This window comes from Kribbella sp. NPDC050470 (genome assembly GCF_044458365.1).
In the GTDB taxonomy this organism is placed as follows: Bacteria; Actinomycetota; Actinomycetes; order Propionibacteriales; family Kribbellaceae; genus Kribbella.
On record NZ_JBITHV010000010.1, the window covers coordinates 92,255 to 115,901 of the forward strand.

Below are 23,647 nucleotides of genomic sequence, written 5' to 3' on the forward strand. Positions count from 1 at the left end.
CACTCTATGCCGCTGTAAATCGACTACACCGTCACTGTCGGCCTAGGCGGGTGAAGGCTGTTAGGGGGTCGGGGGCGGTGGTGTAGGACCAGGGGAGGGATTCGATGCGGCCTTGGGTTTGGGTGGCGTGGTGCAGGGCGGCGGGTTTCGCGCCGGTGAGATCGAGGGCGAAGGCCATGGCGCCGTGGGCGGAGATGTCGGCGGCTTCGGCGGGGCGGCCGGGGAGCATCCACTTGTCACGGGCGGCCAGTAGTTCTTCTCGACGATCGGCGACGTCGCGGGTTTCGACCCAGAGTTCGTTGACGACTTGTGCGAACAGCGAGCAGAGCACGCTGCCGGGTTGTGCGTTCGTCACCACCTGACGGCCGAACCTGACGATCTGCCCGAGGTCCAGGCCCGACCACTTCGGAGCCAGCGCCTGCACTCGCCCGCTGTGCGCCTGGTAGCTGCCCGGGTTGCGTTCCATGGCCGAGCGGAAGATGTCGTTCTTGTCCTGGACCGACGCGTGCAGGCCGATCGCGACCCACTGCAGCACCTCCCACGGCACCGCGTCGTCCGGGGCCGACGCGATCGCGTAGTCCAGGACTTCGGCCGCCGTACGGAGAATGTCGTGGAAGGTGGCGAACCGCTGCTCGGAGACGTACTGCGCGAGTTGTCCGGTCCGCACGTCCCACGCCTCGAAGACCAGCGTGTGGCCGAGCCACACCAGCAGGTCCGGGTCGCCCGGCGCCGCCTCCAGCCGCAACTCGAGCTGCTCGCTGTGCCCGACCGCCGCCTTGCCGAGCCCCATCACCCGGATCGATCGCAGATCGGTGCTCTGCGGCGTCGCGCTCAGCAAGGCGTGGCCGGCCGCCAGGTCCCCACCGCGGATCGCGGCGTACGCCGCGTCGAGCTCCGCGTCGGCCCAGGCCTGGTCCAGCCGCAACTCCTGCGCCGGAACCCCCACCACCGGTTTCCGCGAAAAGATCCCCATGGCCGCGATGGTAGGCCCGATTCCGCCTGCCGAAACGAGCTTTGCACCTTCGTGCAACGGGTTTCAGACGCGATAGGCCCCTGTGGCGACGGCCTCGCGGACGGCGGTGGCGGTCTGCTCGGCGGTCAGCTCGGAGGTGTCGAGGGCGTGCGACTCCAGCTCGGCGAGGTTGGCGAAGGCGCCGTACAGACCGGTGATGGCGTCGACGTCCTTCAGTTCGTCGCTCGCGCGTTGCTGCGCGCGGGTCAGCGTGGTGTCCAGGTCCGGGCGCAGTACGACGTACGACATCGTCCACTGCTCGTCGGCCGCCGCCTTCAGGAACGGCGGCAGGAACCATGGGCCGATGACGCCGTCGACCACCACGTCGTACCCGCCGCGGGCATAGACGACGACCGCGGCCACGATCGCGTCGACGACCACGTCGTTCTGCCGGGAGGACTCCGGCAGGTACGGCGCGATGAAGCCGGTGCGGATGGCGCGGTAGAACTCATCCGTCGTCACGTGCACGGTCGGCCGCGGCGCGTCGGTCGCGACAAGGCGGGCCACGGTCGTCTTGCCGGACCCGGGTGAGCCGGTCAGCAGGAGTACGTCGGTCATGCGCCGCCCGCCACGCTCGGCAGGACCACGAGCTCGTCCCCGTCCTGGACCGCCGTACCGAGGCCGTCCAGGTCGCGGATGTTGTCGTCGCCGAGGTAGATGTTCACGTGTCGCCGGACGGCGCCCTGTTCGTCGGTCAGCCGTCGCCGCAGGACCGGGTCCAAGGCGGCGACGACCTCGCCGACGGTGGCGCCGTCGGCCTCGACCCGCTCGGCGCCACCCGCGAACGGTCTCAGCACGGTAGGCAGCTTCACCGCGATCGCCATGTCAGCCGATCACCGCCGCGCGGACCGTGAGCACGTCCGGCAGGTGCCGCGCGACCTCGGTCCACGTGTCGCCGGCGTCCGCGCTCGCGTAGACGCAGCCGTCCCGCGTGCCGACGTACACCCCGGCCGGATCGGCCGTGTCCGTGGACATCGCGTCCCGCAGCACCGGCGCGTACGACGGGACGTCGGGAAGTCCCTCCGACAACGGCTCCCACGTGGACCCGGCGTCGCGGGACCGGAAGACCCGGCACTTCGCCTCGGTCGGGATCCGGTTCCCGTCGGCGACCAGCGGGAAGACGTAGACCGTCTCCGGCTCGTGCGGGTGCACCGCGATCGGGAAGCCGAAGTCCGACGGCAGCCCGTCCGCGATCGACTTCCAGATCGACCCGCCGTCGTCGGACCGGTAGACGCCGTGGTGGTTCTGCGCAAACATCCGCTCCGGCACGTCCGGGTGCGCGGCCAGCTTGTGGACACACTGCCCGAACTCCGGGTACGGGTCCGGGAAGAAGTACGCCTTGATGCCCTGGTTCGCCGGCTCCCAGGACGCGCCGCCGTCGGTCGTCCGATACACGCCGCCGGTCGACATCGCGACGCTGACCCGATCCGGATCCGTCGGGTGCGGCAGCACGGTGTGGATCGCCTGCCCGCCGAACCCGGCGCCCCACTCCTTGCGGTGCGGGTGGTCCCACAGCCCGCGGACGAGCTCGAACGTCACTCCCCCGTCGGTCGACTTCCACAGCGCCGACGGCTCCGTCCCGGCGTACACGACGCCTGGCTGACCCGCGGGACCCGGCTGGATCTGCCAGACCCGCTCGAGCGAGGTCTCGGAGTCCTTCGGGAACCCGATCGAGCCCTCCGGCGGCTCGTCCCAGCTCGCGCCGAGGTCGTCGCTGTGGAACACGGCCGGTCCCCAATGCTCACTCGTCCCGCCGGCGAAGACGCGCGGCCGGTCGCCGCGGGTGTCGATGCCGACCGCGTACACACCCTGCATCTCGAACTGCTTCACCGGACCGTCCAGCGTCCAGTCCTTGCGCGCAGCGTCGCTGCGGCCGATCCAGAGCCCCTTCTTGGTCCCGATCAGCAGTACGGCCTCGGACATCGTTGTCCTCCTCTATCGCGGTGGTCCCGCCACCACGTTGATCAATGGTTCGCCGGCCGCGTACCGCTCCAGCTGCGCGCGGACCAGCCGGGCAACCCGCGGCGCGAACGCCGTCGAGGCGCCGCCGCGGTGCGGGTTGACCAGCACATTCGGAGCCGACCACAGCGGGTGTCCGGCAGGCAACGGCTCGGGATCGGTCACATCCAGCGCGGCGCGGATCCGGCCGCCGGCCAGCTCGGTCAGCAGCGCGTCGGTGTCCACCACGACACCACGCGAGACGTTCACGAGCAGCGCACCGTCCTTCAGTTGCGCCAGGAACTTGCCGTCCACCATCCCGCGCGTGTCGGCCGTCGCCGGAGTCAGCAGCACGACGACGTCCGCCAGCGGTAGCAGGGCGGGCAGCTCGCTGATCGGGTGCACGCCCTCCCGCGGCCGCCGCGCGACCCGGATGATCTCGCACTCGAACCCGGTCAGCCGTCGCTCCAGCGCCTCCCCGATCGACCCGTACCCCAGGATCAGCACCGTCCGGTCCGCGAGCGAGTCGTCCATCTCGTCGTACGACTCCGGCCAGACCTGCTGGTCCTGGTTGCGCACGGCACGCGGCAGCCGACGGTACGACGCCAGGATCAGGCCGACCGCGAGCTCGGCGGTCGACGCGTCGTGGACCCCACGCGCGTTGCACAAGGTCACGTCATCGGCCAGATGTGGCAGCACGTTCTCGAAGCCTGCCGTCTGCAGCTGCACGACCTTCAGCGCAGGCATGTCGCGGACCACCTCGACCACGTCGGAGCCGCCCATGTACGCCGGCACATAGAACTCCACCTGGTCGAGTGAGGCCGGCGGCTCGCCCCCTGCGTAGCACTCCGCGTCGAAACCCGCGGGCACTCCGCCGAGGGTGGATTCCGCGTCCTCCCACGGCAACCATGCCTTCACATCAGCCATGCCCCCGAACCTACTCGCCCGCGCAGACAATTTCCTTCCCCACCCCACCACCCCGGATTACATTGGATCGGTGCCTTCGACATCGGATCTGGCCTCGACCCTCGATCACGATCAGGCCGTGGGGCGGCTGCGTTCGTCGTACCAGCGCATCCCGCAGGGGGAGCCGGTGCGGCTGGCGAAACGCAGCTCGAACCTGTTCCGGCCGCGGACCGAGGTCGATCGGCCAGGCCTCGACGTGTCCGGGCTGACCGGGGTGATCAGCGTCGACGTGGCCGCGCGGACCGCCGACGTGCAGGGCATGTGCACGTACGAGGACCTGGTCGCCGCGACCCTGCCGTACGGGCTGACGCCGATGGTCGTGCCGCAGCTGAAGACGATCACGCTCGGCGGCGCGGTCACCGGGCTCGGGATCGAGTCGTCGTCGTTCCGGGCCGGCCTGCCGCACGAGTCCGTGCTCGAACTCGACATCCTCACCGGCGCCGGCGACATCGTCACCGCGCGGCCCGAGGGCGAGCACGCGGACCTGTTCCGCACGTTCCCCAACTCCTACGGCACGCTCGGGTACGCGACCCGGCTGCGGATCGAGCTCGACCGGATCTCGCCGTACGTCGCACTCCGGCACGTCCGGGTCGGGCTCGACCGGCTGGCCCCGGCGATCGAGGAGATCGTTGCCTCCGGCATGTACGAGGGCGAGCCGGTGCACTTCGTGGACGGGGTCGTCTTCAAACCCTCCGAGGTGTACCTGACGCTCGGCCGTAACAGCGACGCCGCGGTGAAGACGAGCGACTACACCGGACAGCAGATCTACTACCGCTCGATCCAGCAGCGGCAAACGGACTTCCTCACCGCACACGACTACCTGTGGCGCTGGGACACCGACTGGTTCTGGTGTTCGGCGGCCTTCGGCGCGCAGCAGCCAGTGGTACGGCGGCTCTGGCCGAAGCGCTGGCGGCGCAGCGACGTGTTCTACAAGATCGTCGGTTTCGAGAACCGGCACCAGGTCGCCGCGCGCATCAACCGCCGTCGCGGCAAGCCCGACCGCGAACGCGTGGTCCAGGACGTGGAGATCCCGGTCACCAGGCTGGCCGCGTTCCTGCGCTGGTTCGACGCCGAGGTCGGGATGCGCCCGGTGTGGTTGTGCCCGCTGCGGCTGCGCGGTACGACGGCCTGGCCGCTGTACCCGCTGACGCCGGAGACGACGTACGTGAACGTCGGCTTCTGGGGCACCGTGCCGATCGCTCCCGGCGCAGCGGACGGTGACGTCAACCGGCGGATCGAGGCGGCCGTCGCGGACTTCGACGGGCACAAGTCGCTGTACTCCGACGCCTACTACGACCGAGACACGTTCGACCGGCTCTACAACGTCCCGGCCCTGACAGAGGTGAAGAAGCGGTACGACCCCGACGCCCGGCTGACCGGGCTCTACGAGAAGGCGGTGACACGCCGATGACCACCCTGGAGACCCGGGTCTCGATCGCCGAGGCGCTGACCGCCGTGACCCAGGACGGGCTGCCGTTCCGGTTCACGGCGTACGACGGCAGTGCGGCCGGACCGGAAGACTCGCAGATCCACATGCACCTCGCATCCGAGCGCGGGCTGTCCTACGTCCTCACCGCACCGGGCGACCTCGGCCTGGTCCGCGCGTACGTGATGGGCGACCTGGAGATCACCGGTGTGCACCCGGGCAACCCGTACGGCCTGATGCAGATGATGCTCAACCAGGTGCACTTCCACCGCCCGACGCCCGCCGAGGCGCTGCGGATCGTCCGCGGGCTGGGCTGGAGCCACCTCAAGCCGCCGCCTCCGCCACCGCAGGAGCACCTGCCGAAGTGGCGCCGTACCTTCGAGGGCCTGCGGCACTCGCGGACCCGGGACCGCGCGGCCATCCACCACCACTACGACGTGTCGAACCGCTTCTACGAGTGGATCCTCGGGCCGTCGATGACGTACACCTGCGCGGTCTACCCGTCGCTGGACGCGACCCTGGAGCAGGCGCAGGCGGAGAAGTACGACCTGGTCGCGCGCAAACTCGATCTGCGCCCTGGGCAACGACTTCTCGACGTCGGCTGCGGCTGGGGCGGCATGGTCCGGCACGCGGCCCGCGAGTACGGCGTGCGGGCGCTCGGCGTCACGTTGTCGTCGGCGCAGGCGGAGTGGGCGACCGAGGCGATCGAGCGCGAGGGCCTGGCGGATCGCGCCGAGGTGCGGTTCCTGGACTACCGCGACGTCCCCGAGTGGGACTTCGACGCGATCAGCTCGATCGGCCTGACCGAGCACATCGGCGTGCGCAACTACCCGTCGTACTTCGGCTTCCTGCTCGACCGGCTCAAGCCGGGCGGCCGGCTGCTCAACCACAGCATCACCCGGCCGGACAACCGCTACCGCTCGACCGGCGCCTTCATCGACCGCTACATCTTCCCCGACGGCGAACTGATCGGCTCCGGCCGGATCATCGCCGAGGCCCAGGACGCCGGCTTCGAGGTCCGCCACGAGGAGAACCTGCGCGAGCACTACGCCCTGACGCTGGCCGCCTGGTCCGACAACCTCGAGGCGCACTGGGACGAGGCGGTCGCCGAGGTCGGCTACCCCACCGCCAAGATCTGGGGCCTCTACCTCGCCGCCTGCCGCGTCGGCTTCGAACGCAACAACACCCAACTCCACCAAATCCTCGCCGTAAAACTGGACCCCAACTCCAACGCCCACTTCCCCCTCCGCCCCACCTGGCTGAGCTGATACCGCCGGCGCATGAACTGTGCGCCGGATCGGCATTGGACGCCGTCGGGTGGGCGGGCGAGGGTGGGTTGGGTGATCGAGTTCGGGGTGTTGATGGATGTTCGGGAGGGTGGGTACGGCGCGGATCGGGTTGCTGAGGTGGTGGTTGCCGATCGGCTGGGGTTCGATGCGGTGTGGTTGTCGGAGCACCACCTGACCGGGGACGGGATGTTGCCGTCGCCGTTGGTGATGGCCGGGGTGCTCGCGGCGCGGACGTCGCGGATCCGGGTAGGGACGAACATTCTGGTGCTGCCGCTGCACCACCCGTTGCGGGTCGCCGAGGACGCGGCCGTGCTGGACCAGGTATCGGGTGGACGGATGATGCTCGGGGTCGGGCAGGGGTACTCGGAGCGGGAGTTCGCAGCGTTCGGGGTCGACCGGCGGCGGCGCGGGAAGCTGCTGGAAGAGGGCGTGCGGGTCATCCGGGACGCCTGGTCGGGTGCGGTGACGCCGAAGCCCTGGAGCGACATCCCGATCTACGTGGCCGGGGTGACCGCGGCCGGCTTGCGGCGGGCGGCACGGCTGGGTGACGGGGTGATCATCTACTGCGCGACGCCCGCCGACCTGGTCGCCCGGCGGAAGCTGCTGGACAAGGTGGTCGGCAGTCCACCGCCGCTGATCTGCACGGGGATCATGCACGTGGACGACGACGCCGACCGCGCGTGGGACGACGCAGCGCCGGGAATCGCCTACCTGGAAGGCGAAATCGCGTCGTACGGCGGGACCGAACCGCCGCCGCTCAACCGGGTGGACTACCTCGTCGGCACCCCGGACGACGTCGCCGCCCGGCTGGTCGCGCTGCACGAGGCGACCCGGTTCGCGCACTTCGCGCACTGGCTCCGGCTGCCGACGCTGTCGCACAAGGCCGCGATGCGGTCTCTCGAATTGGTTGCAGGTCGGGTGATTCCCGCCGTACGGGCTGGTGTGAGCCGCTAACTTGGGAGGCATATCGACCTGAGGAGACGGCGTGAAGGCTCGTGCTGCACTGCTGGTGACCGCGCTCGCGCTCGTGGCCGGGTGCTCCGGGGACGACGGCGAGCCGTCCGGCTCGGGGACGACGGCAACCAGTCCCAGCAGCACGACGCCGGCGCCGACAAGCCCCGGTACGACGTCCACCCCGCCACGGACCACCGCCACCGCGCAGGGGCCGGTGAAGCTGACCGTCGCGTCGACGGTGGCGACCGGGATCGAGGTGCCGTGGGGCCTGGCGTTCCTGCCGGACCAGAGCGCGCTGGTGAGTGAGCGCGACTCGGCCAAGATCAAGCGGATCGCGGGCGGGCAGGTGAGCGAGGTCGGCGAGGTCGACGACGTGGACCCGTCGTCCGAGGGCGGCCTGCTCGGGCTGGCCGTCGACCCGCAGTACCCGCGCCGCCCCTACATCTACGCCTACTACAGCGCCGGCGGCGACAACCGGATCGCCCGGATCACCTTCCAGAACAATCGGCTCAGCGACCAGCAGGTGATCCTGGACGGGATCCCGGAGGCGTCGATCCACAACGGCGGTCGGCTGCGGTTCGGCCCGGACGGGTTCCTGTACGCCGGGACCGGCGACGGCGCCGACCGGCCCAACTCGCAGGACGACGGGTCGCTGGGCGGCAAGGTCCTGCGCATCACGACCGACGGCAAGGCCGCGCCGGGCAACCCCGGCGGCCGGGTCTGGTTCACGAAGGGCCACCGGAACGTGCAGGGTCTCGCCTTCGACGGCAACCAGCTGTACGCCGCCGAGTTCGGCCAGAACACCTGGGACGAGCTGAACGCGATCACCTCCGGCGCGAACTACGGCTGGCCGGCCGCGGAGGGGATCGAGGACCTGGATGGGATGACGAACCCGATCGCCCAGTGGCGGACGAGTGACGCGTCGCCGTCCGGGATCGCGTTCGCCCAGGGACACGTGTTCATGGCGTCGCTGCGGGGCGAGCGGCTGTGGGCGATTCCAGTTGCCGGAGGCAAGCGAACGGGTGAGCCGCAGGCCTTCTTCACCGGCCAGTTCGGCCGGCTGCGCACGGTCGAGACGGCGCCGGACGGGTCGCTGTGGCTGACCACGTCGAACACCGACGGCCGCGGCGACACCCGCGACGGCGACGACCGGATCCTGCGGATCACGATCAGCCGGTGATTCCGCGAACCGTTTAGTGGCTTTGGTCGTCTGGTACTTGTGGAGGAAGCCCACAGGTCAGAGGAGGACTGATAGTCATGCGGCCCGACCAGGTGTCCGTCGTACCCAGCAGTGTGATCGCATCGGCGAGCAGCTTCGAGAGTGCTCAGCGGACCGTGGATTACCTGAGAAGTTACGGGATGGACTCCGGGTCGATGAGTATCGTCGGCGCCGATCTCCGGCAGGCGCGAAAACGGCAAAGCGTCCCGGTGGTCAGGCTGACCGCGGCCGGCGCGCTGCAGGGCGCCGTGCTCGGGCTGCTGGCCGGGGTCTTCATCACGCTGGTCGCGGAGACTACGCTGACCGGCCTGGTGGTGGTGATCTGGGGACTGGTGTACGGCGGGTTGCTCGGCACGCTGTGGGGTCTGTTCCGCGGACTGATCCGGAATCGTCCGGAGGCCGAGACCCTCGAGGTGGTGCCGACCCGCTACGAGGTCCGCTGCCCGGTCGAGGAGCTCTCGGTCGCCCGCACGCTGCTGGCCGACGCCTCCGACGTCGACGACGACGGCCGGGTCGAGCGCGAGGTCATCGCCGACGCGGCCTGAAGGACCTCGGGGCCGGCCAGGCGGCCGGCCCCGAGACTCAGAGCGCTCTCAGATCCCGAGCTTGGCGTTCAGCAGCTCGCGGACCTTGGCCGCGTCCGCCTGACCGCGCATGTCCTTCATGACTGCGCCGATCAGCGCACCGGCCGCGGCCGGCTTGCCCGAGTTGACCTTCTCGACCACGTCGGGGTTGGCGGCGATGGCCCGATCGATGGCTTCGATCAGGGCGGAGTCGTCGGAGACGAGCGCCAGCCCGCGCTTCTCGATGATCTCGGCGGGCGTGCCCTCACCCTTGACCAGGCCGTCGAAGACCTGCCGGGCCAGCTTGTCGTTGAGCGAACCCTCGTCGACGAGCTTCTGCACCTCGGCGACCTCGGCCGGGCCGACGCCGAGCGCGTCGAGCTCCTGGCCCGACTCGTTCGCCGCCCGGGCCAGCTCACCCAGCCACCACTTCTTCGCGGCGGCCGGCGTCACCCCGAGCTCGACCGTCTTCACGATCGGCTCCAGCGCGTTGCCGTTCACGACGTCGCGCATCTCCAGGTCGGTGAAGCCCCACTCCTCCTGCAGCCGGACCCGGCGCAGCGACGGCGCCTCCGGCAGCGACGACCGGACCTCCTCGACCCACTCGCGGGCCGGGGCGACCGGAACCAGGTCCGGCTCCGGGAAGTACCGGTAGTCCTCCGCGTCCGACTTCTCCCGGCCGGACGTGGTGATGCCGGTGTCCTCGTGCCAGTGCCGGGTCTCCTGCACGACCTTGCCGCCGGACGACAGGATCGCCGCCTGCCGGGTGATCTCGTAGGTCACCGCGCGCTCGACCGAACGGAACGAGTTCACGTTCTTGGTCTCGGTGCGGGTGCCGAAGACGGTCGACCCGGACGGCTTCAGCGAGACGTTCGCGTCGCAGCGCAGCGAGCCCTGGTCCATCCGGACGTCGGAGACGTCCAGCGCGAGCAGCAGGTCCCGCAGCATGCTCACGTACGCCCGCGCCACCGCGGCCGCCTTGTCACCGGGCACCTCGATCGTCTTGGTGACGATCTCGATCAGCGGGATGCCGGCCCGGTTGTAGTCGACCAGCGAGTGCGAGGCGCCGTGGATCCGGCCGGTCGCGCCGCCGACGTGGGTGGACTTGCCGGTGTCCTCCTCCATGTGGGCGCGCTCGATCTCGATCCGGTACGTCTCGCCGTCGACGACCACCTCGGTCCACCCGTTGTACGCGATCGGCTCGTCGTACTGGGAGGTCTGGAAGTTCTTCGGCATGTCCGGGTAGAAGTAGTTCTTCCGGGCGAACCGGCACCACTCGGCGATCTCGCAGTTCAGCGCCAGGCCGATCTTGATCGCGGACTCGACCGCACGGGCGTTCACCACCGGCAGCGCACCCGGCAGGCCGAGGCAGACCGGGCAGGTCTGCGTGTTCGGCGGCGCGCCGAACTCGGTCGGGCAGCCGCAGAACATCTTCGACTTCGTGTTCAGCTCGACGTGGACCTCGAGGCCCATCACCGGGTCGTACTGCGCCAGCGCATCGCCGATCTCTAGGACGTTCGCGGTCATCGAGTCACCTCCAGCTCCGGAGCCTGTGCCATCAGGACGCCGCCCCACTGCTCGGCCAAGGCGGCCTCGAGCGCGGAGCCGACCTGGTACAGCAGCTCGTCGCGCATCACCGGGGCCATCACGTGGAAGCCGACCGGCATGCCGTCCTCGTCGGCCAGGCCGCACGGGAACGACGCGGCCGCGTTGCCGGCCAGGTTGACCGGAATCGTGCACAGGTCGTTCTTGTACATCGCGATCGGGTCGTCGGCGCGGTCGCCGATCGGGAACGCGGTCGTCGGCGTGGCCGGCGACACCAGCACGTCGACCTGCTCGTAGGCGGTGGCGAAGTCGCGCTGGATCAGCGTCCGCACCTTCTGCGCCTGGCCGTAGTAGGCGTCGTAGTACCCGCTGGACAGCGCGTGCGTGCCGAGCATGATGCGGCGCTTGACCTCGTCGCCGAAACCGGCCTCGCGGGTCAGGCTCATCACCTTCTCGGCGCTGTTCTCGCCGTCGTCGCCGACCCGCAGGCCGTACCGCATCGCGTCGAACTTGGCCAGGTTGGACGAGGCCTCGCTCGGCAGGATCAGGTAGTACGCCGGCAGCGCGTACTGGAAGTGCGGGCAGGACACCTCGACGACCTCGGCGCCGAGCTTGGTGAGCAGCTCGACCGACTCGTGGAAGCGCGCCTCGACGCCCGGCTGGTACCCCTCACCGCCGAGCTCCTTGACCACACCGATGCGCAGCCCGTTGACGTCGGCGCGCCGGGCGGCCTCGACCACCGGCGGAACCGGCTGGTCGATCGACGTCGAGTCCATCGGGTCGTACCCGGCGATCGCCTCGTGCAGCAGCGCGGTGTCGAGCGTCGTCCGCGCGCACGGGCCGGGCGTGTCCAGGCTCGAGGCCAGCGCGATCAGGCCGTACCGCGACGTCCCGCCGTACGTCGGCTTGACGCCGACCGTCCCGGTGAACGCGCCGGGCTGCCGGATCGAGCCACCGGTGTCGGTGCCGATCGCGAGCGGCGCCTCGTACGCCGAGATCGCCGCCGAGGACCCGCCGCCGGAGCCGCCCGGGATCCGGCCCAGGTCCCACGGGTTGTGGGTGGTGCCGTACGCCGAGTTCTCCGTCGAGGAGCCCATCGCGAACTCGTCCATGTTGGTCTTGCCGAGGATCACGATGCCGGCCGCCTTCAACCGCTTGACCACGGTCGAGTCGTACGGCGGCTTCCAGCCCTGGAGGATCTTCGAGCCGGCGGTGGTCGGCACACCCTCCTGGGTGAGCACGTCCTTCAGCGCCAGCGGGACACCGGCGAGCGGGCCGAGGCGCTCCCCCGCCGCACGCTTCTTGTCCACCTCGGCGGCCTGCGCCAGCGCACCCTCGGTGTCGACGTGCAGGAACGCCTTGACGGCGTCGTCGACGGCGCCGATCCGGTCCAGGTGGGCCTGGGTGATCTCCACCGAGCTGGCCTGGCCGGACGTCATCAGCTCCGACAGCTCGACCGCGGTCTTGCGCGTGAGGTCACTCATCAGTCCTCCTCCAGAATCCGCGGCACCCGGAATCGCTGCTCCTCGGCGGCCGGTGCGCCGGACAGCGCCTGCTCCGGCGTGAGGCACGGCACGTTCTCGTCCTGGCGCATCACGTTCGTGATCGGCAGGGCGTGCGAGGTCGGCGGGATGTCGTCCGCGGCCACCTGGCTGACCTGCCCGACCAACGTGATGATCTGGTCGAGCTGAGGTGCGAGGTGGTCGAGCTCGGCGTCGGTGAGCTCGATCCGCGCCAGTCGCGCCAGGTGCGCGACCTCTTCGCGGGTAATCGATGGCATGAACTGATCCAATGGTTTCGCTGGACGTCCGGCTGTTTTCCGACCGGACCCGGCCATCCTAGTGGGCGGGTGTGACGCTGGTGTTGCCTCGGTCCTGACCGACTTGTGGATGGGCCGGGCGTGTCCCCGCGCTCCGCTCTGTAGCATTGGGCGCGACAAGGCGTTACGCGCATGGTGCTCGGCTGGGAGATGATCGTTCGGTGTTCCTGCTGCGATTGATCATCCCGGACCGTCCCGGTTCGCTGGGGACGGTGGCCACCGCCCTCGGTGAGGTGAACGCCGACATCCACGCGATCGAGATCGTCGAGCACCGCCGCGAGAACGGCACCGCCGTCGACGACATCGTGGTCGACCTGCCGCCGGGCGTGCTGCCCGACCGTCTGGTCTCCGCCTGCAACGGCGTACCGGGTGTCGAGGTCATCTGGTTCTCCCGGTACGGCGCCGGCGGCGGACTGCACATGGACCTGGAAGCCGTCGAGCAGATGACGTCGGCTCCGTCGGACGCGATCGACATCCTGGTCGAGCAGTCACCTGCCGTCCTGCACGCCGACTGGGCCGCGCTGCTGGACGGCACCGGCAGCGAGGTGAAGGTCGCGCTCGAGACGAGTGCCACCCCGGAGTTCGGCGACGTGGCCGACGGCTGGCTGCCGCTGCACAAGGCGACCACCATGGCCGCGCCGGACCAGCACAAGGGCCTGGCCGAGTCGGTGCTGGTCGCCGCGCCGCTGGAATCCGGTCGCCGCATCCTCGTCATCGGCCGGCGCGGCGGGCCCGAGTTCCTCGGCTCCGAGGTCGCCCGGCTCAGCTACCTGGCCTCACTGGCCGTCACGATCCGCGCCACCGCGTAACCGCCGTACACACGACGAAGCCTCCCTCACCGCCTGGTGAGGGAGGCTTCGTGCGTGCTAGCTGAAGCGGAAGTAGGCGAAGACCCACAGACCGGCCAGCACCAGCAGTACGGCGACGCCGACCAGGATCACGATCAGCACCGACTGGCTGTTGCTGTCACTGCGGTCCGGGAGGTCGAACTGGGTCGGGCCCCAAGGACCGCCGCCGTCGACGCGCTGGAGCGCCTCGGGTGGTGGCGTGACCACCGTCCGCGACTCCCGCTTCTCCTTGGGGAACTTCATCCGACTCCCGACTCGCGCGCTCAGACGTAGAAGGTCTCGTAGCTGATCGAGATCCGCGAGGACGAGTAGGAGTCCTCGTTGTTGGCGATGATCTCGACCCGCCATCCGGCCACGTATGAAGCGTACGACTTCCCGTCACTGTGCGCCTGGACGAACGCCTTCAGGGCCGCGATGTCCTCGCCCTTCAGCGCGCCGAACGCGTCGTTCACCGCCGCCGGCAGCGCCTGCTTGACGTCCTCCGGGTCACCCGACGAGCTCATCTCCAGCGACCGGATGCCCTCGCCCTTGCTGGCGTAGGAGTAGATCCGCTGCGAGCCGTACTTGCCGACCTGCTTGCTGCACGAGCTGGTGCAGACGTACTTCTTCGCCTTCAGCGCGGCGATCAGCTGGTCCTCGGTGGTGCTGAAGCTCTTCCGCGGCAGGTCGAACGAGTCCGACCCGGACTTGCCGCCGGACAGCTGTACCTGGTCACCGTCGTTGCGCAGCTCGAACTCGCCCCAGGTGCTGCCGACCTTCTGCGACTTCTGGCCGGTGCCGACCGCGTCCTGGATCTTCTTGACCTCGCCGCCGCCGAAGGTGTCGTTGCCGATCGCCTGCAGCGCCGCGTCGAAGGTGACCTTGGCGTTGTTGACGTTGTCCTCGTTCTCCGACTTCACCAGGACGCCGATGATCGTGCCGTCCGGCGAGAACTGGAAGACCGCCTCGGCCTCGGTCGGGCCGTCGTACTTGAAACAGCCGCGGTGCGCGCCCTGGCCGGTGTTGAACAGGTCGCTGCACTGGAAGCCCTGGCCCTGCAGCTTCTCGGTCGCGTTCTTGGCCTGGCCGGTCGCGTTGCCGAGCGAGCCATTGTCGCCGCCGTTGGACGGGTTGCCGGTCGGCTCACCGGTCTGCGAGGTGGTCGGGTTCGCCTCGGGCTCGTCGTCACCGCCGAGCGCCTTGATACCGAGGAACACGAGCAGGCCGATCAGCACGATGCCGACGACGCCACCGCCGATCAGCAGCGGCATCTTGTCCTTGCCCAGCCCACCGGGGCCCTTGTTGCCACCGCCGCCCGGCTGCCACTGCTGCTGCCCGGGCTGGCCCTGCTGCTGGTGCCAGCCGCCCTGCTGCTGAGAGCCCTGCTGGCCCTGCGGGCTCCAGGGCTGCTGCTGGTAGGAGCCACCGCCCTGCTGCTGCGGGGAACGCTGCCCCCAGCCGCCCTGCTGGCCCTGGCCCTGACCTTGGCCCTGGCCGGGGCGCTGGTCCTGAGCCGGCTGGCCCGGCTGTGGCCGGCCAGGCTGCTGCTGGCCCCAACCGCCACCCTGCTGCGGAGGCTGCTGTGGCTGCTGTGGGCGTTGACCCCAACCGCCACCACCCTGGCCAGGAGGCTGTTGCTGTCCCCAGCCGCCCCCTTGGCCGGGTTGGCCTCCCTGTCCCCCTTGCTGCCCGCCAGACTGGCCCCCCGGCTGCCCAGGACCCCACGGTCCCTGCGGCGGCGTCGTCATATTCGCTCCTTTTGACCCACGTGTAGACGTGCAAAGTTAACAGTCCGACGGCTCAGCACAGCCGCCGGATCCACCGGGGTGTTCGTTATCCGTCGCCAGGCTCAGGAGTGGTCGCAACCTTGGTCGCGGCGTCGGCGCCCTCGTCCAGCAGAACCTGGAAGCCGGCCCCGTCCAGGATCGGTACGCCGAGCTGGACGGCCTTGTCGTACTTGGAGCCCGGAGAGTCGCCGACGACCACGAACGAGGTCTTCTTGGAGACCGAGCTGGCGACCTTGCCGCCCCGGGAGACGATCGCCTCGGTGGCGTCGTCCCGGCTGAATCCCTCGACCGTGCCGGTCACCACGATGGACAGGCCGGTGAGCGTCTGCGGCACGCTCGGCCCGGTGCGCTCCTGGCGCATCTCCACGCCGGCAGCCTTCCACTTGTCCACGATCGCCTGGTGCCAGTCGACGTCGAACCACTCGATCACCGCGTGCGCGATGGTCGGGCCGACGCCCTCGATCTCGGACAGCTCCTCCTCACTCGCCGCGCGGACCGCCTCGATGTCGTCGTACACCGCGGCCAGGGCCTGCGCGGCGGTCGGGCCGACGTGCCGGATCGACAGCGCGACCAGGCCGCGGGCCAGCGGCTGGGTCTTGGCGGTCTCGAGGTTCGCGAGCAGGCGCTGGGCGTTCGCCGACAGCGCGCCCGCCTTCGTGGTGAAGAACGCGCTGCGGGACAGGTCGTCCGCGGTCAGCCCGAACAGGTCGCCCTCGTCGGTGATCAGGTCGTCGCCGATCAGCGCGTCCGCGGCCTTGAAGCCGAGCACCTCGATGTCGAACCCGGACCGCCCGGCCAGGTGGAAGATCCGCTCCCGCAGCTGCGCCGGGCAGGACTGCGAGTTCGGGCAGCGGATGTCGACGTCGCCCTCCTTCATCGGGCGCAGCGGCGTACCGCAGGACGGGCACTCGGTGGGCATCACGAACTCGTGGGCGTCGTCCGGGCGCAGCTCGACCACCGGCCCGAGGATCTCCGGGATCACGTCGCCGGCCTTGCGCAGCACCACGGTGTCGCCGATCCAGACGCCCTTGCGCTTCACTTCCTGCGCGTTGTGCAGGGTGGCGAACTCGACCGTCGACCCGGCCACCCGGACCGGCTCCATCTTCCCGTACGGCGTGACGCGGCCGGTGCGGCCGACGTTCACCTCGATGTCGAGGAGCTTGGTGGTGACCTCCTCCGGCGGGTACTTGTACGCGATCGCCCAGCGCGGCGCGCTCGACGTGGACCCGAGCGCGCGCTGCAGGTCGACCTCGTCCACCTTGACCACGACGCCGTCGATCTCGTGGTCGACGGAGTGCCGGTTCTCGCCGTAGTAGGCGATGAAGTCGTTGACCTGGTCGAGCGTCTCGACCTTGCGGGCGCGGTCGCTGACCGGCAGGCCCCAGGCCTTGAGCTGCTCGTACGCCTCCGACAGCCGGCCGACGTGGTAGCCGTCGACGCGGCCGAGGCCGTGCACGACGAACCGGAGCGGACGGCTCGCGGACACCCGCGGGTCCTTCTGCCGCAGCGAGCCGGCGGCGCTGTTGCGCGGGTTGGAGAACGGGTCCTTGCCCGCGCCGACCAGCTGCGCGTTCAGCTCCTCGAAGTCCTCGACCCGGAAGTAGACCTCGCCGCGGACCTCGAGGAAGGCCGGCAGGTCCTTGCCGTTCAGCTCGTTCGGGATGCTCTTGATGGTGCGGACGTTCAGCGTGACGTCCTCGCCGGTGCGGCCGTCGCCGCGGGTCGCGCCGCTGACCAGCTTGCCGTTCTCGTAGACGAGGTCGAGGGCGAGGCCGTCCACCTTCAGCTCGCACAGGAAGCCGCTGTCGTGGATCTGCCGCAGGGTGACCTCGCGCTCGAGCCGCTTGGCCCAGGCCTCCATCTGCTCGGCGGAGAACGCGTTCGCCAGGCTCTCCATCCGGGTCGGGTGCTGCACCGGGGTGAACAGCGTGGAGATCGGCACGCCGACCTTCTGCGTCGGCGAGTCCGGTGTCCGGAGCTCGTTGTACTGCTCCTCGAGGTCCTGCAGCTCGTGCATCAGCGCGTCGAAGTCCGCGTCCGAGATGGTCGAGGTGGCCAGGTAGTACCTGACCCGGTGCTCCTCGATCTCCTGGCTCAGGGCCGCATGCCGCGCCCGCACCTCGGCCGGCGCCGCCGGCTGCTCAGCTGCAGTCGTCTCGGGGATCTCACTCATGAGGCGAATTTACAGGGGAGCACCGACGATTTACGTGTTCTCTGCGGCCTCTGCAACTGCTTCTGCGGTACGACGCAACAGGTCGAGCCGACTGCGGGCATCTTGAGGTGAGGGAGCGGCGGCCAGACCGCAGGCCGGGGTGATGACGACCTTTTTCAGGAGTTCCGGGTCCAGGCCGAGCTCGCGCCAGCGGCGTACCAAGGGGGCGGCGGCCTGCTCGGGGTTCGGGAGTGGGCCTGTGGTGGCGACCAGGCCGGCGTAGATGGTGCTGCCGGCCTCGGCCGCCAGCGCGATCTGCTCCCAGCCCGGCTCGGTCAGCAGTGAGACGTCCACAGCGACACCGGTGGCCCCGGCCTTGGTGAACACCTCGATCGGCGGCCGTGCGGCGCAGCAGTGCACCACAGTGGGCGCTGCGCCGGTCACGAGGCTCAGCAGCTCAACAGCGCCTGGACCGTCCACCGAACGGTGTTTGCTCCAGCCAGATGCCGTAGGCACAGCACCAGCGAGTACGGCGGGCAGCCCCGGCTCATCCACCTGTACGACGACCTCCGCCCCGGGCACCCGCCGCCGTACCTCGGCCACGTGCTCGCCCAGCCCCAGCGCCAACGCGTCAGCCAAGTCCCGCCGAGCGCCGTGGTCGGCCAGCACCTTGTCGCCCCGCGGCAGCTCGACAGTCGACGCCAGCGTCCACGGGCCGGTCAGCTGCAGCTTCAGTGGCCCGGTGTAACCGTCCGCTAGCTCTTCGAGCGCATCGAGATCCTCTGCAAGCAGCGAACGCGCCCGCCGCTGGTCCAGACTCGCCCGCGGATCGCTCCCGCCTGTCAGCCGCCACCCCGCCGGCTGCAGGTCAGCAGCCAGCTCGGTCAGTACGGCGACCGCCCGGCTGACCATGTCGCCGTACGGACGCGCCGGAAGCTCAGCCAGGAACGGGATGTCCACGGCCTCGAGCAGCACCTTCGTCCACTCACGAATGTCGTCACCCGGAACCGAACCCAGGCCGGTTGTGGTCATGGGGCCTCCCGGCCTGGACTGAGGAGCGGAGGGAGCGAAGCGACTGGAGTGACGAGGGAAGGCCGGGAGTCACAGCCCCATGACCCCCGCGCCGGAGGCGCGGAGTTCAACACAGTCATGCGTGCTGTGCCGCCACGCGTGACACGGTGTCGATCGTGGCCGAGCCGATCACGCGTGTGCCGTCGTACAGGACGACTGCCTGGCCGGGTGCGACCGCTGACGCCGGCTCGTCGAAGTCGACCACGACCTGGTCACCCTCGACCCGCGCGGTGACCGCAACCTCCTCGCCGTGCGCACGCAACTGCGCCTTCGCCTGCAGCGTCGCGGTCGGCGCCGGTCCGCACCAGCGCGGCTTGGAGGCGATCAGCCGGGAGGCCGCGAGCTCCTCGCGCGATCCGACGGTCACCGTGCGGTCGACCGGGCTGATGTCCAGGACGAACCGCGGCTTGCCGTCGGCGGCCGGCGTACCGATCTTCAGGCCCTTGCGCTGCCCGACGGTGAACCCGTGTGTGCCCTTGTGCTCGCCCAGCTTGTTGCCCTGCGCGTCGACGATGTCACCGGGCGCCTCGCCGAGGTGCTTGCTGAGGAAGCCCGGAGTGTTGCCGTCGGCAATGAAGCAGATGTCGTGGCTGTCCGGCTTGGCCGCCACCGACAGTCCCAGTCGCTCGGCCTCCGCCCGGACCTCGGTCTTCGGAGTGTCCCCCAGCGGGAAGAACGCGTGCTGCAGCTGCTGCTGCGTGAGGACGCCGAGCACGTACGACTGGTCCTTGGCCGGGTCCACTGCCCGGTGCAGCTCCCGACCTCCGTCCGGCGTGTCCACGATCCGCGCGTAGTGCCCGGTCGCGACCGCGTCGAAGTCCAGCGCCAGCGCCCGCTCCAGTACGGCGCTGAACTTCACCTTCTCGTTGCAGCGCAGGCACGGGTTCGGCGTGCGACCGGCGGCGTACTCGCTGACGAAGTCCTCGACCACGTCGGCGTGGAACCGCTCGGCCAGGTCCCAGACGTAGAACGGGATGCCGATCACGTCCGCGGCCCGGCGGGCGTCACGGGAGTCCTCGATCGTGCAGCAGCCGCGGGCGCCGCTGCGGTACGACTGCGGGTTCCGGCTCAGTGCGAGGTGCACGCCGACCACGTCGTGCCCGGCCTCGGCCATCCGCGCCGCCGCGACGGCGGAGTCGACTCCGCCGGACATGGCTGCGAGTACCCGCATCAGGTGTTCCTTCCCACGTTCTGCAAGCCGGCGGACTTGGCCCGCTCCACCACCGGCACGATGTTGTCCAGGACGGCGTCGATGTCGGCCCGGGTGCTGGTGTGCCCCAGGGTGAACCGGAGCGACCCGCGCGCCCGCTGGTCGTCGTACCCCATGGCCAGGAGGACGTGACTCGGCTCGGCGACGCCGGCGTTGCACGCGGACCCGGTGGAGACCTCGATCCCACGCGCGTCGAGCAGCAGCAACAGCGAGTCACCCTCGCAGCCGCTGAAGGACAAGTGTGCATTGTTGGGCAAGCGGTCCGCCGGGTCCCCGGACAGCTGCGCGCCCTCGACGGTGCTCACGACTCCGCCGATCAGCGCGTCCCGGAGCTCGGTCAGCCTGCGGGCCTCGTCGGCCTGGTGCTTGATTGCGTGCTCCGCCGCGACCGCGAACCCGGCCGTCGCGGGCGCGTCGAGCGTACCGGAGCGTACGTCGCGCTCCTGGCCGCCACCGTGCAGCACCGGCGTCAGCTTGGTCTCCTTGTGGACGACGAGCGCGCCGATGCCGTACGGACCGCCCAGCTTGTGGGCGGACACGGTCAACGCGTCGACGCCGAGCTCGGCGAAGTCCACCGGCACCTGCCCGATCGCCTGCACCGCGTCGGTGTGCACGGGGATCTCGTACTCACGGGCCAGTGCGGCGATCTCGCGGACCGGCTGGATCGTCCCGACCTCGTTGTTCGCCATCATCAACGTGACGAACGACACGCTCTCCGGGTCCTGCTCGACGGCCCGCCGTACGTCGTCCGGCTGCACCCGGCCCAGCTCGTCGACCGGCAGCCACTCGATCTGGGCGCCCTCGTGCTGCGCCAGCCAGACGGCCGGATCGAGTACGGCGTGGTGCTCGATGCCGCTGAGCAGGATCCGGCGGCGGCGCGGGTCCTCGGCCAGGCGGGCCCACCACAGGCCCTTCAGGGCCAGGTTGTCGGCCTCCGTGCCGCCCGAGGTGAACACGACCTCGCTGGGCTGCGCGCCGAGCGCGGCGGCGATCGTCTCGCGGGACTCCTCGACCGTCCGGCGGGCGGCGCGACCGGAGCCGTGCAGGGACGACGCATTGCCGGTCCGCGCGAGGTGATGGCTCATCGCCTCGATCGCCGCCGGCAACATCGGAGTCGTCGCCGCGTGGTCCAGGTACACCGTGCGACGGTCGGAAGCAGTCATATCGGATTCAAGGGTATGTCCGCCGCGGTTGTTCCCGCTCCTCGGGCCTCAGCGGTGGGACAGCAGCCGGAGCGTGTCGGCGTGCTCGAACTGCGCCCCGATCCGCTCGAACTGCTCGGCCGCCTGCTCCAGCGGGGCCCGCTCACCGGTCAGCCGCCCCCTGGCTCGCAGCAGTACGGCATCCGACCAGGCGTTCTCGCTCACGGCACGCTGGAGATACTGCTCGGCGTCCGGGTACCGGAGCGCCGCCGCCAGTTCGGCACCGGAGGCCCACGCGTACGGCGCCCACCACGGCTCGGGGAACTCCTCGAAGGCCTGCTCAACCGATCTGGCCAACGTTGCCGACAGCTGCCCGCTGTCGAGGCGGTGCAGGGCCAGGCGGGCGTCGACGAAGGCTGCACTCGCCATCAGGCCTGGGGAGTCGGCTGCGGTGGAGACCTGGGCGATCTGCAGCGCACGGCCCTGCCAGACGGCGTCCTGACCAGTGCCGAGCAGTCCGTGGGTCAAGGCTGCGCACGAGGCGGCTGAGGCCATCCAGGACCGAGGCGGGCGGCCCGCCGTGGTCCAGCCGTTCCACATGACGTCCGCCGCCTGCACTGCTTCGTCGAACAGCCCGCTGAGGGCGAACGCACGGATCTTGCGCGGGGCCGTGATGTACGGGTGCCCGTGCACCGGGTCGTCCGTCAGCCGTGCGAGTCGGACGGCCTCTGGAAGGTCGCCGACCGACACGGCCGTCGTGGACGCGACATGGAAGGCGTCGGTGATCTCCGCGACTGCCCGCGGCTCGTGATCCGGCAGTGTGGCGGCTAGCTCGAGCCTCTCCTCGGCGGACCGCCGTGCATCGTTGAGTCGGCCGGCGCTGGCGACTGCTACGCCGTACGCGTCCAGAGCGTTCATCAGGTCGAGCGGATCGCCGGCCTTGCGTGCTGCATCGAGCGCTGCCTCCGCTGGGCCGACCTCCTGCCGCGATGCCCAGGCTCGTGCGATCAGGACTGGCACAGTGTCCACGTCCTTGGGGAGCAGGCTGGCGCCGTGGTCCGGCGGGGGCGGCATTGCCTCGTAGCGGTTGAGGATGGTGACCGCATAGGCCAATGCGTCCTGGTGGTTGTTCTCCGCGGCCGATCGCATCATCAGTTGGTAGGCGTGTGCACCGTCCGAGACAGCCAGCGCGGCGTCGGCTGCGTCGCGGAGGTCGTCGTACAGCTGGGTGGCGTCCGAGGCGTGCGCTGCAGCGGTCAGGTAGTGCTCGCGGGCCTCGACGAACCGCTTCCGGGCAAAGGTCAGGTGCGCGAGTCTGCGCGCCAACCGCCGTACGTCGGTGTCGGACCGGCTCACCGCTGCCCGCAGGTCGGCTGTCACCTGGTCGAACTCGCTCTGCCAGTCCTCGTGATGCTCCAGCCGCTCCTCCAGCCGGGCGGCGGTGCTGTCGGCCCAGGCAAGGTGCAGTACGGCGACAGCGTCGTACTCACCGCGTCCCTTGCGTTCGTCCAGCGCGTAGGCGCGGACCGTCTCCAGCATGCGCCACCTGCTCGTGCCGGCGAGCTGAGTCCGGTGCAGCAGGCTCTTGTCGGTCAGTCGGCCGAGCAGATCGCTCACCTCACCGCGACTGCTCGCTGGACTGATCGCTTCTGCTGCGCTCAGGTCGAAGCCGCCGACGAAGACGCCTAGGCGCCGGAAGAGGGCTCGTTCAGCATCGTCGAGGAGGTCGTAGCTCCATCCGATGACCTGCGCCAGCGAGTGGTGTCGCTCGTTGGGCCCGCGTCCGCCGGCGGCGAGCCGCAGTCGATCGTCCAGCGCGGCGAGCAACCCGTCCGGACCCAGCGAGTCGGCGCGGGCGGCAGCAAGCTCGATAGCCAGCGGTACGCCGTCCAGACCGGCGCACAGCTGTGCAGCCACTTCGTCGTCGGCGGCGAACTCTGGTGCCACCCGGTCCCGGAACAGCTGCTCTGCCTCGGACCCGAGCGCCAGCGGCCCCAACTGCACCGATCGCTCCCCCGTCACCCCGATCCGCTCCCGACTGGTCACCAGTACGGCGGTCTGCGGTGCCTGAGCGAGGATGCGGGCAACCAGATCGCCGACGTCCAGCACCAGGTGCTCGCAGTTGTCGAGCACGAGCAGAGTCCGCCCGCGCTGCAGTCGGGCGAACAGTGCGTCGAGGAGCGTGTGCGGGGGCTGCTCGCGTACGCCGAGGGCCTCGGCGACCGCGGCCACGACGAAGCCCGGCCGGACCGGGACCAGGTCGACGACGGCACCGCCGTACGGATAGTTGCCGGCGGCCTCGGCTGCGACGCGTAGGGCCAGCCGCGTCTTGCCGACGCCACCTGGGCCTAGCAGGCTGACCAATCTGTTGGTTTCGAGCGCGGCCAGGAGCTCGGTCTGCTCGTGCTCGCGGCCGACGAACGTCGTACCTGGGCCGGCCAGGGTGGTGAACTCGCGGCTCTCCTGCGTCAGCTCGGCAAGGCCCGCGAGCTCGTGGCGATCGGAGACGCCGTACTTGCGGAGCAGCGAGGAGACGTGGCTCTCGACGGTGCGGACGCTGATGTGGAGCTGCCGCGCGATCTGGGCGTTCGAGCGGCCGCCGGCGAGCGCGGCCAGCACCTCGGCCTCGCGGGCGGACACCTCTGGCGCACCGGTCACGGGCCCATCATGCCCGCTGGTCAGGCCGGTCAGTGGTGGTTCCGTGGCGAGCACGGATGACTTTCGGTG

Annotated in this window: 22 protein-coding genes; 7 read left to right on the plus strand and 15 right to left on the minus strand. The window is 70.1% G+C overall.

The genetic code is table 11. From position 1 onward, the window contains the following. Positions 1–31 precede the first annotated feature (31 nt). The 5 genes from ACIBGM_RS29660 to ACIBGM_RS29680 form a co-directional block, all read right to left on the minus strand. A complete protein-coding gene (locus tag ACIBGM_RS29660; protein ID WP_396387374.1) occupies positions 32–973 on the minus strand; it encodes a hypothetical protein in 942 nt (313 codons plus the stop codon). A 63-nt stretch (positions 974–1,036) separates the two neighbouring features. Further along, positions 1,037–1,570: an AAA family ATPase gene (locus ACIBGM_RS29665; RefSeq protein ID WP_360523898.1), complete on the minus strand. Its 534-nt coding sequence runs from the start codon at positions 1,568–1,570 to the stop codon at positions 1,037–1,039. Beyond that, a complete protein-coding gene (locus tag ACIBGM_RS29670; RefSeq protein WP_396387375.1) occupies positions 1,567–1,836 on the minus strand; it encodes a MoaD/ThiS family protein in 270 nt (89 codons plus the stop codon). The genes ACIBGM_RS29665 and ACIBGM_RS29670 overlap by 4 nt, the downstream gene beginning before the upstream one ends. A gap of 1 nt (position 1,837) precedes the next feature. After that, entirely contained in the window at positions 1,838–2,935 is a 1,098-nt protein-coding gene (locus ACIBGM_RS29675) for a WD40/YVTN/BNR-like repeat-containing protein (protein ID WP_396387376.1), read from the minus strand. 12 nt (positions 2,936–2,947) lie between these two features. Beyond that, complete coding sequence (locus ACIBGM_RS29680) at positions 2,948–3,877, minus strand: 2-hydroxyacid dehydrogenase (RefSeq protein WP_396387377.1); 930 nt, start codon at positions 3,875–3,877, stop codon at positions 2,948–2,950. A 70-nt stretch (positions 3,878–3,947) separates the two neighbouring features. Here ACIBGM_RS29680 and ACIBGM_RS29685 point away from each other — a divergent pair, with 70 nt between their 5' ends. The 5 genes from ACIBGM_RS29685 to ACIBGM_RS29705 all read left to right on the plus strand — a co-directional run bounded on the left by ACIBGM_RS29685 (position 3,948) and on the right by ACIBGM_RS29705 (position 9,349). Next, positions 3,948–5,327 (plus strand): FAD-binding oxidoreductase, encoded by a 1,380-nt coding sequence (locus tag ACIBGM_RS29685; RefSeq protein ID WP_360523910.1) that lies wholly within the window; start codon positions 3,948–3,950, stop codon positions 5,325–5,327. Continuing rightward, complete coding sequence (locus ACIBGM_RS29690) at positions 5,324–6,610, plus strand: class I SAM-dependent methyltransferase (protein ID WP_396387378.1); 1,287 nt, start codon at positions 5,324–5,326, stop codon at positions 6,608–6,610. The genes ACIBGM_RS29685 and ACIBGM_RS29690 overlap by 4 nt, the downstream gene beginning before the upstream one ends. Before the next feature lie 72 nt (positions 6,611–6,682). Next, the gene (locus tag ACIBGM_RS29695; RefSeq protein ID WP_360523916.1) at positions 6,683–7,585 is read left to right on the plus strand and encodes an LLM class flavin-dependent oxidoreductase; all 903 of its coding nucleotides are present in this window, start codon (positions 6,683–6,685) and stop codon (positions 7,583–7,585) included. A 31-nt stretch (positions 7,586–7,616) separates the two neighbouring features. Continuing rightward, entirely contained in the window at positions 7,617–8,765 is a 1,149-nt protein-coding gene (locus ACIBGM_RS29700) for a PQQ-dependent sugar dehydrogenase (protein WP_360523920.1), read from the plus strand. A 77-nt stretch (positions 8,766–8,842) separates the two neighbouring features. Beyond that, complete coding sequence (locus ACIBGM_RS29705; protein WP_360523923.1) at positions 8,843–9,349, plus strand: general stress protein; 507 nt, start codon at positions 8,843–8,845, stop codon at positions 9,347–9,349. 48 nt (positions 9,350–9,397) lie between these two features. On the opposite strand, the gene gatB is transcribed toward ACIBGM_RS29705, so the two are convergent. From gatB to gatC, 3 genes are read right to left on the minus strand one after another with little or no spacing between them, the layout of a single operon-like run. Continuing rightward, positions 9,398–10,894, minus strand: coding sequence for an Asp-tRNA(Asn)/Glu-tRNA(Gln) amidotransferase subunit GatB (gatB, locus tag ACIBGM_RS29710; protein ID WP_396387379.1), 1,497 nt, complete (start codon positions 10,892–10,894; stop codon positions 9,398–9,400). Next, a complete protein-coding gene (gatA, locus tag ACIBGM_RS29715; RefSeq protein WP_360523929.1) occupies positions 10,891–12,396 on the minus strand; it encodes an Asp-tRNA(Asn)/Glu-tRNA(Gln) amidotransferase subunit GatA in 1,506 nt (501 codons plus the stop codon). Before gatA ends, gatB begins: the two co-directional genes overlap by 4 nt. Then, on the minus strand, positions 12,396–12,692 hold the full coding sequence (gene gatC / locus ACIBGM_RS29720; protein WP_360523932.1) for an Asp-tRNA(Asn)/Glu-tRNA(Gln) amidotransferase subunit GatC: 297 nt from the start codon (positions 12,690–12,692) through the stop codon (positions 12,396–12,398). The genes gatA and gatC overlap by 1 nt, the downstream gene beginning before the upstream one ends. 200 nt (positions 12,693–12,892) lie before the next feature. Between gatC and ACIBGM_RS29725 the strand changes: the two genes are divergently transcribed. After that, complete coding sequence (locus ACIBGM_RS29725) at positions 12,893–13,540, plus strand: ACT domain-containing protein (protein WP_360523935.1); 648 nt, start codon at positions 12,893–12,895, stop codon at positions 13,538–13,540. A 57-nt stretch (positions 13,541–13,597) separates the two neighbouring features. On the opposite strand, the gene ACIBGM_RS29730 is transcribed toward ACIBGM_RS29725, so the two are convergent. Then, positions 13,598–13,822 (minus strand): hypothetical protein, encoded by a 225-nt coding sequence (locus ACIBGM_RS29730; RefSeq protein ID WP_360523938.1) that lies wholly within the window; start codon positions 13,820–13,822, stop codon positions 13,598–13,600. A gap of 20 nt (positions 13,823–13,842) precedes the next feature. Beyond that, entirely contained in the window at positions 13,843–14,829 is a 987-nt protein-coding gene (locus ACIBGM_RS29735; RefSeq protein WP_360523941.1) for a hypothetical protein, read from the minus strand. An 84-nt stretch (positions 14,830–14,913) separates the two neighbouring features. Between ACIBGM_RS29735 and ACIBGM_RS29740 the strand changes: the two genes are divergently transcribed. Next, positions 14,914–15,321: a hypothetical protein gene (locus tag ACIBGM_RS29740; RefSeq protein WP_360523944.1), complete on the plus strand. Its 408-nt coding sequence runs from the start codon at positions 14,914–14,916 to the stop codon at positions 15,319–15,321. Between the two features lie 70 nt (positions 15,322–15,391). On the opposite strand, the gene ligA is transcribed toward ACIBGM_RS29740, so the two are convergent. The 5 genes from ligA to ACIBGM_RS29765 form a co-directional block, all read right to left on the minus strand. Next, on the minus strand, positions 15,392–17,518 hold the full coding sequence (ligA, locus tag ACIBGM_RS29745; protein WP_360523947.1) for an NAD-dependent DNA ligase LigA: 2,127 nt from the start codon (positions 17,516–17,518) through the stop codon (positions 15,392–15,394). 30 nt (positions 17,519–17,548) lie between these two features. Then, positions 17,549–18,529 (minus strand): methionine synthase vitamin-B12 independent, encoded by a 981-nt coding sequence (locus tag ACIBGM_RS29750; RefSeq protein ID WP_396387380.1) that lies wholly within the window; start codon positions 18,527–18,529, stop codon positions 17,549–17,551. Between the two features lie 115 nt (positions 18,530–18,644). Further along, on the minus strand, positions 18,645–19,739 hold the full coding sequence (gene mnmA / locus ACIBGM_RS29755) for a tRNA 2-thiouridine(34) synthase MnmA (protein WP_360523953.1): 1,095 nt from the start codon (positions 19,737–19,739) through the stop codon (positions 18,645–18,647). Next, positions 19,739–20,941, minus strand: coding sequence for a cysteine desulfurase family protein (locus ACIBGM_RS29760; protein ID WP_360523956.1), 1,203 nt, complete (start codon positions 20,939–20,941; stop codon positions 19,739–19,741). The genes mnmA and ACIBGM_RS29760 overlap by 1 nt, the downstream gene beginning before the upstream one ends. Before the next feature lie 48 nt (positions 20,942–20,989). Further along, entirely contained in the window at positions 20,990–23,578 is a 2,589-nt protein-coding gene (locus tag ACIBGM_RS29765; RefSeq protein ID WP_396387381.1) for an ATP-binding protein, read from the minus strand. Between the last annotated feature and the right edge of the window lie 69 nt (positions 23,579–23,647).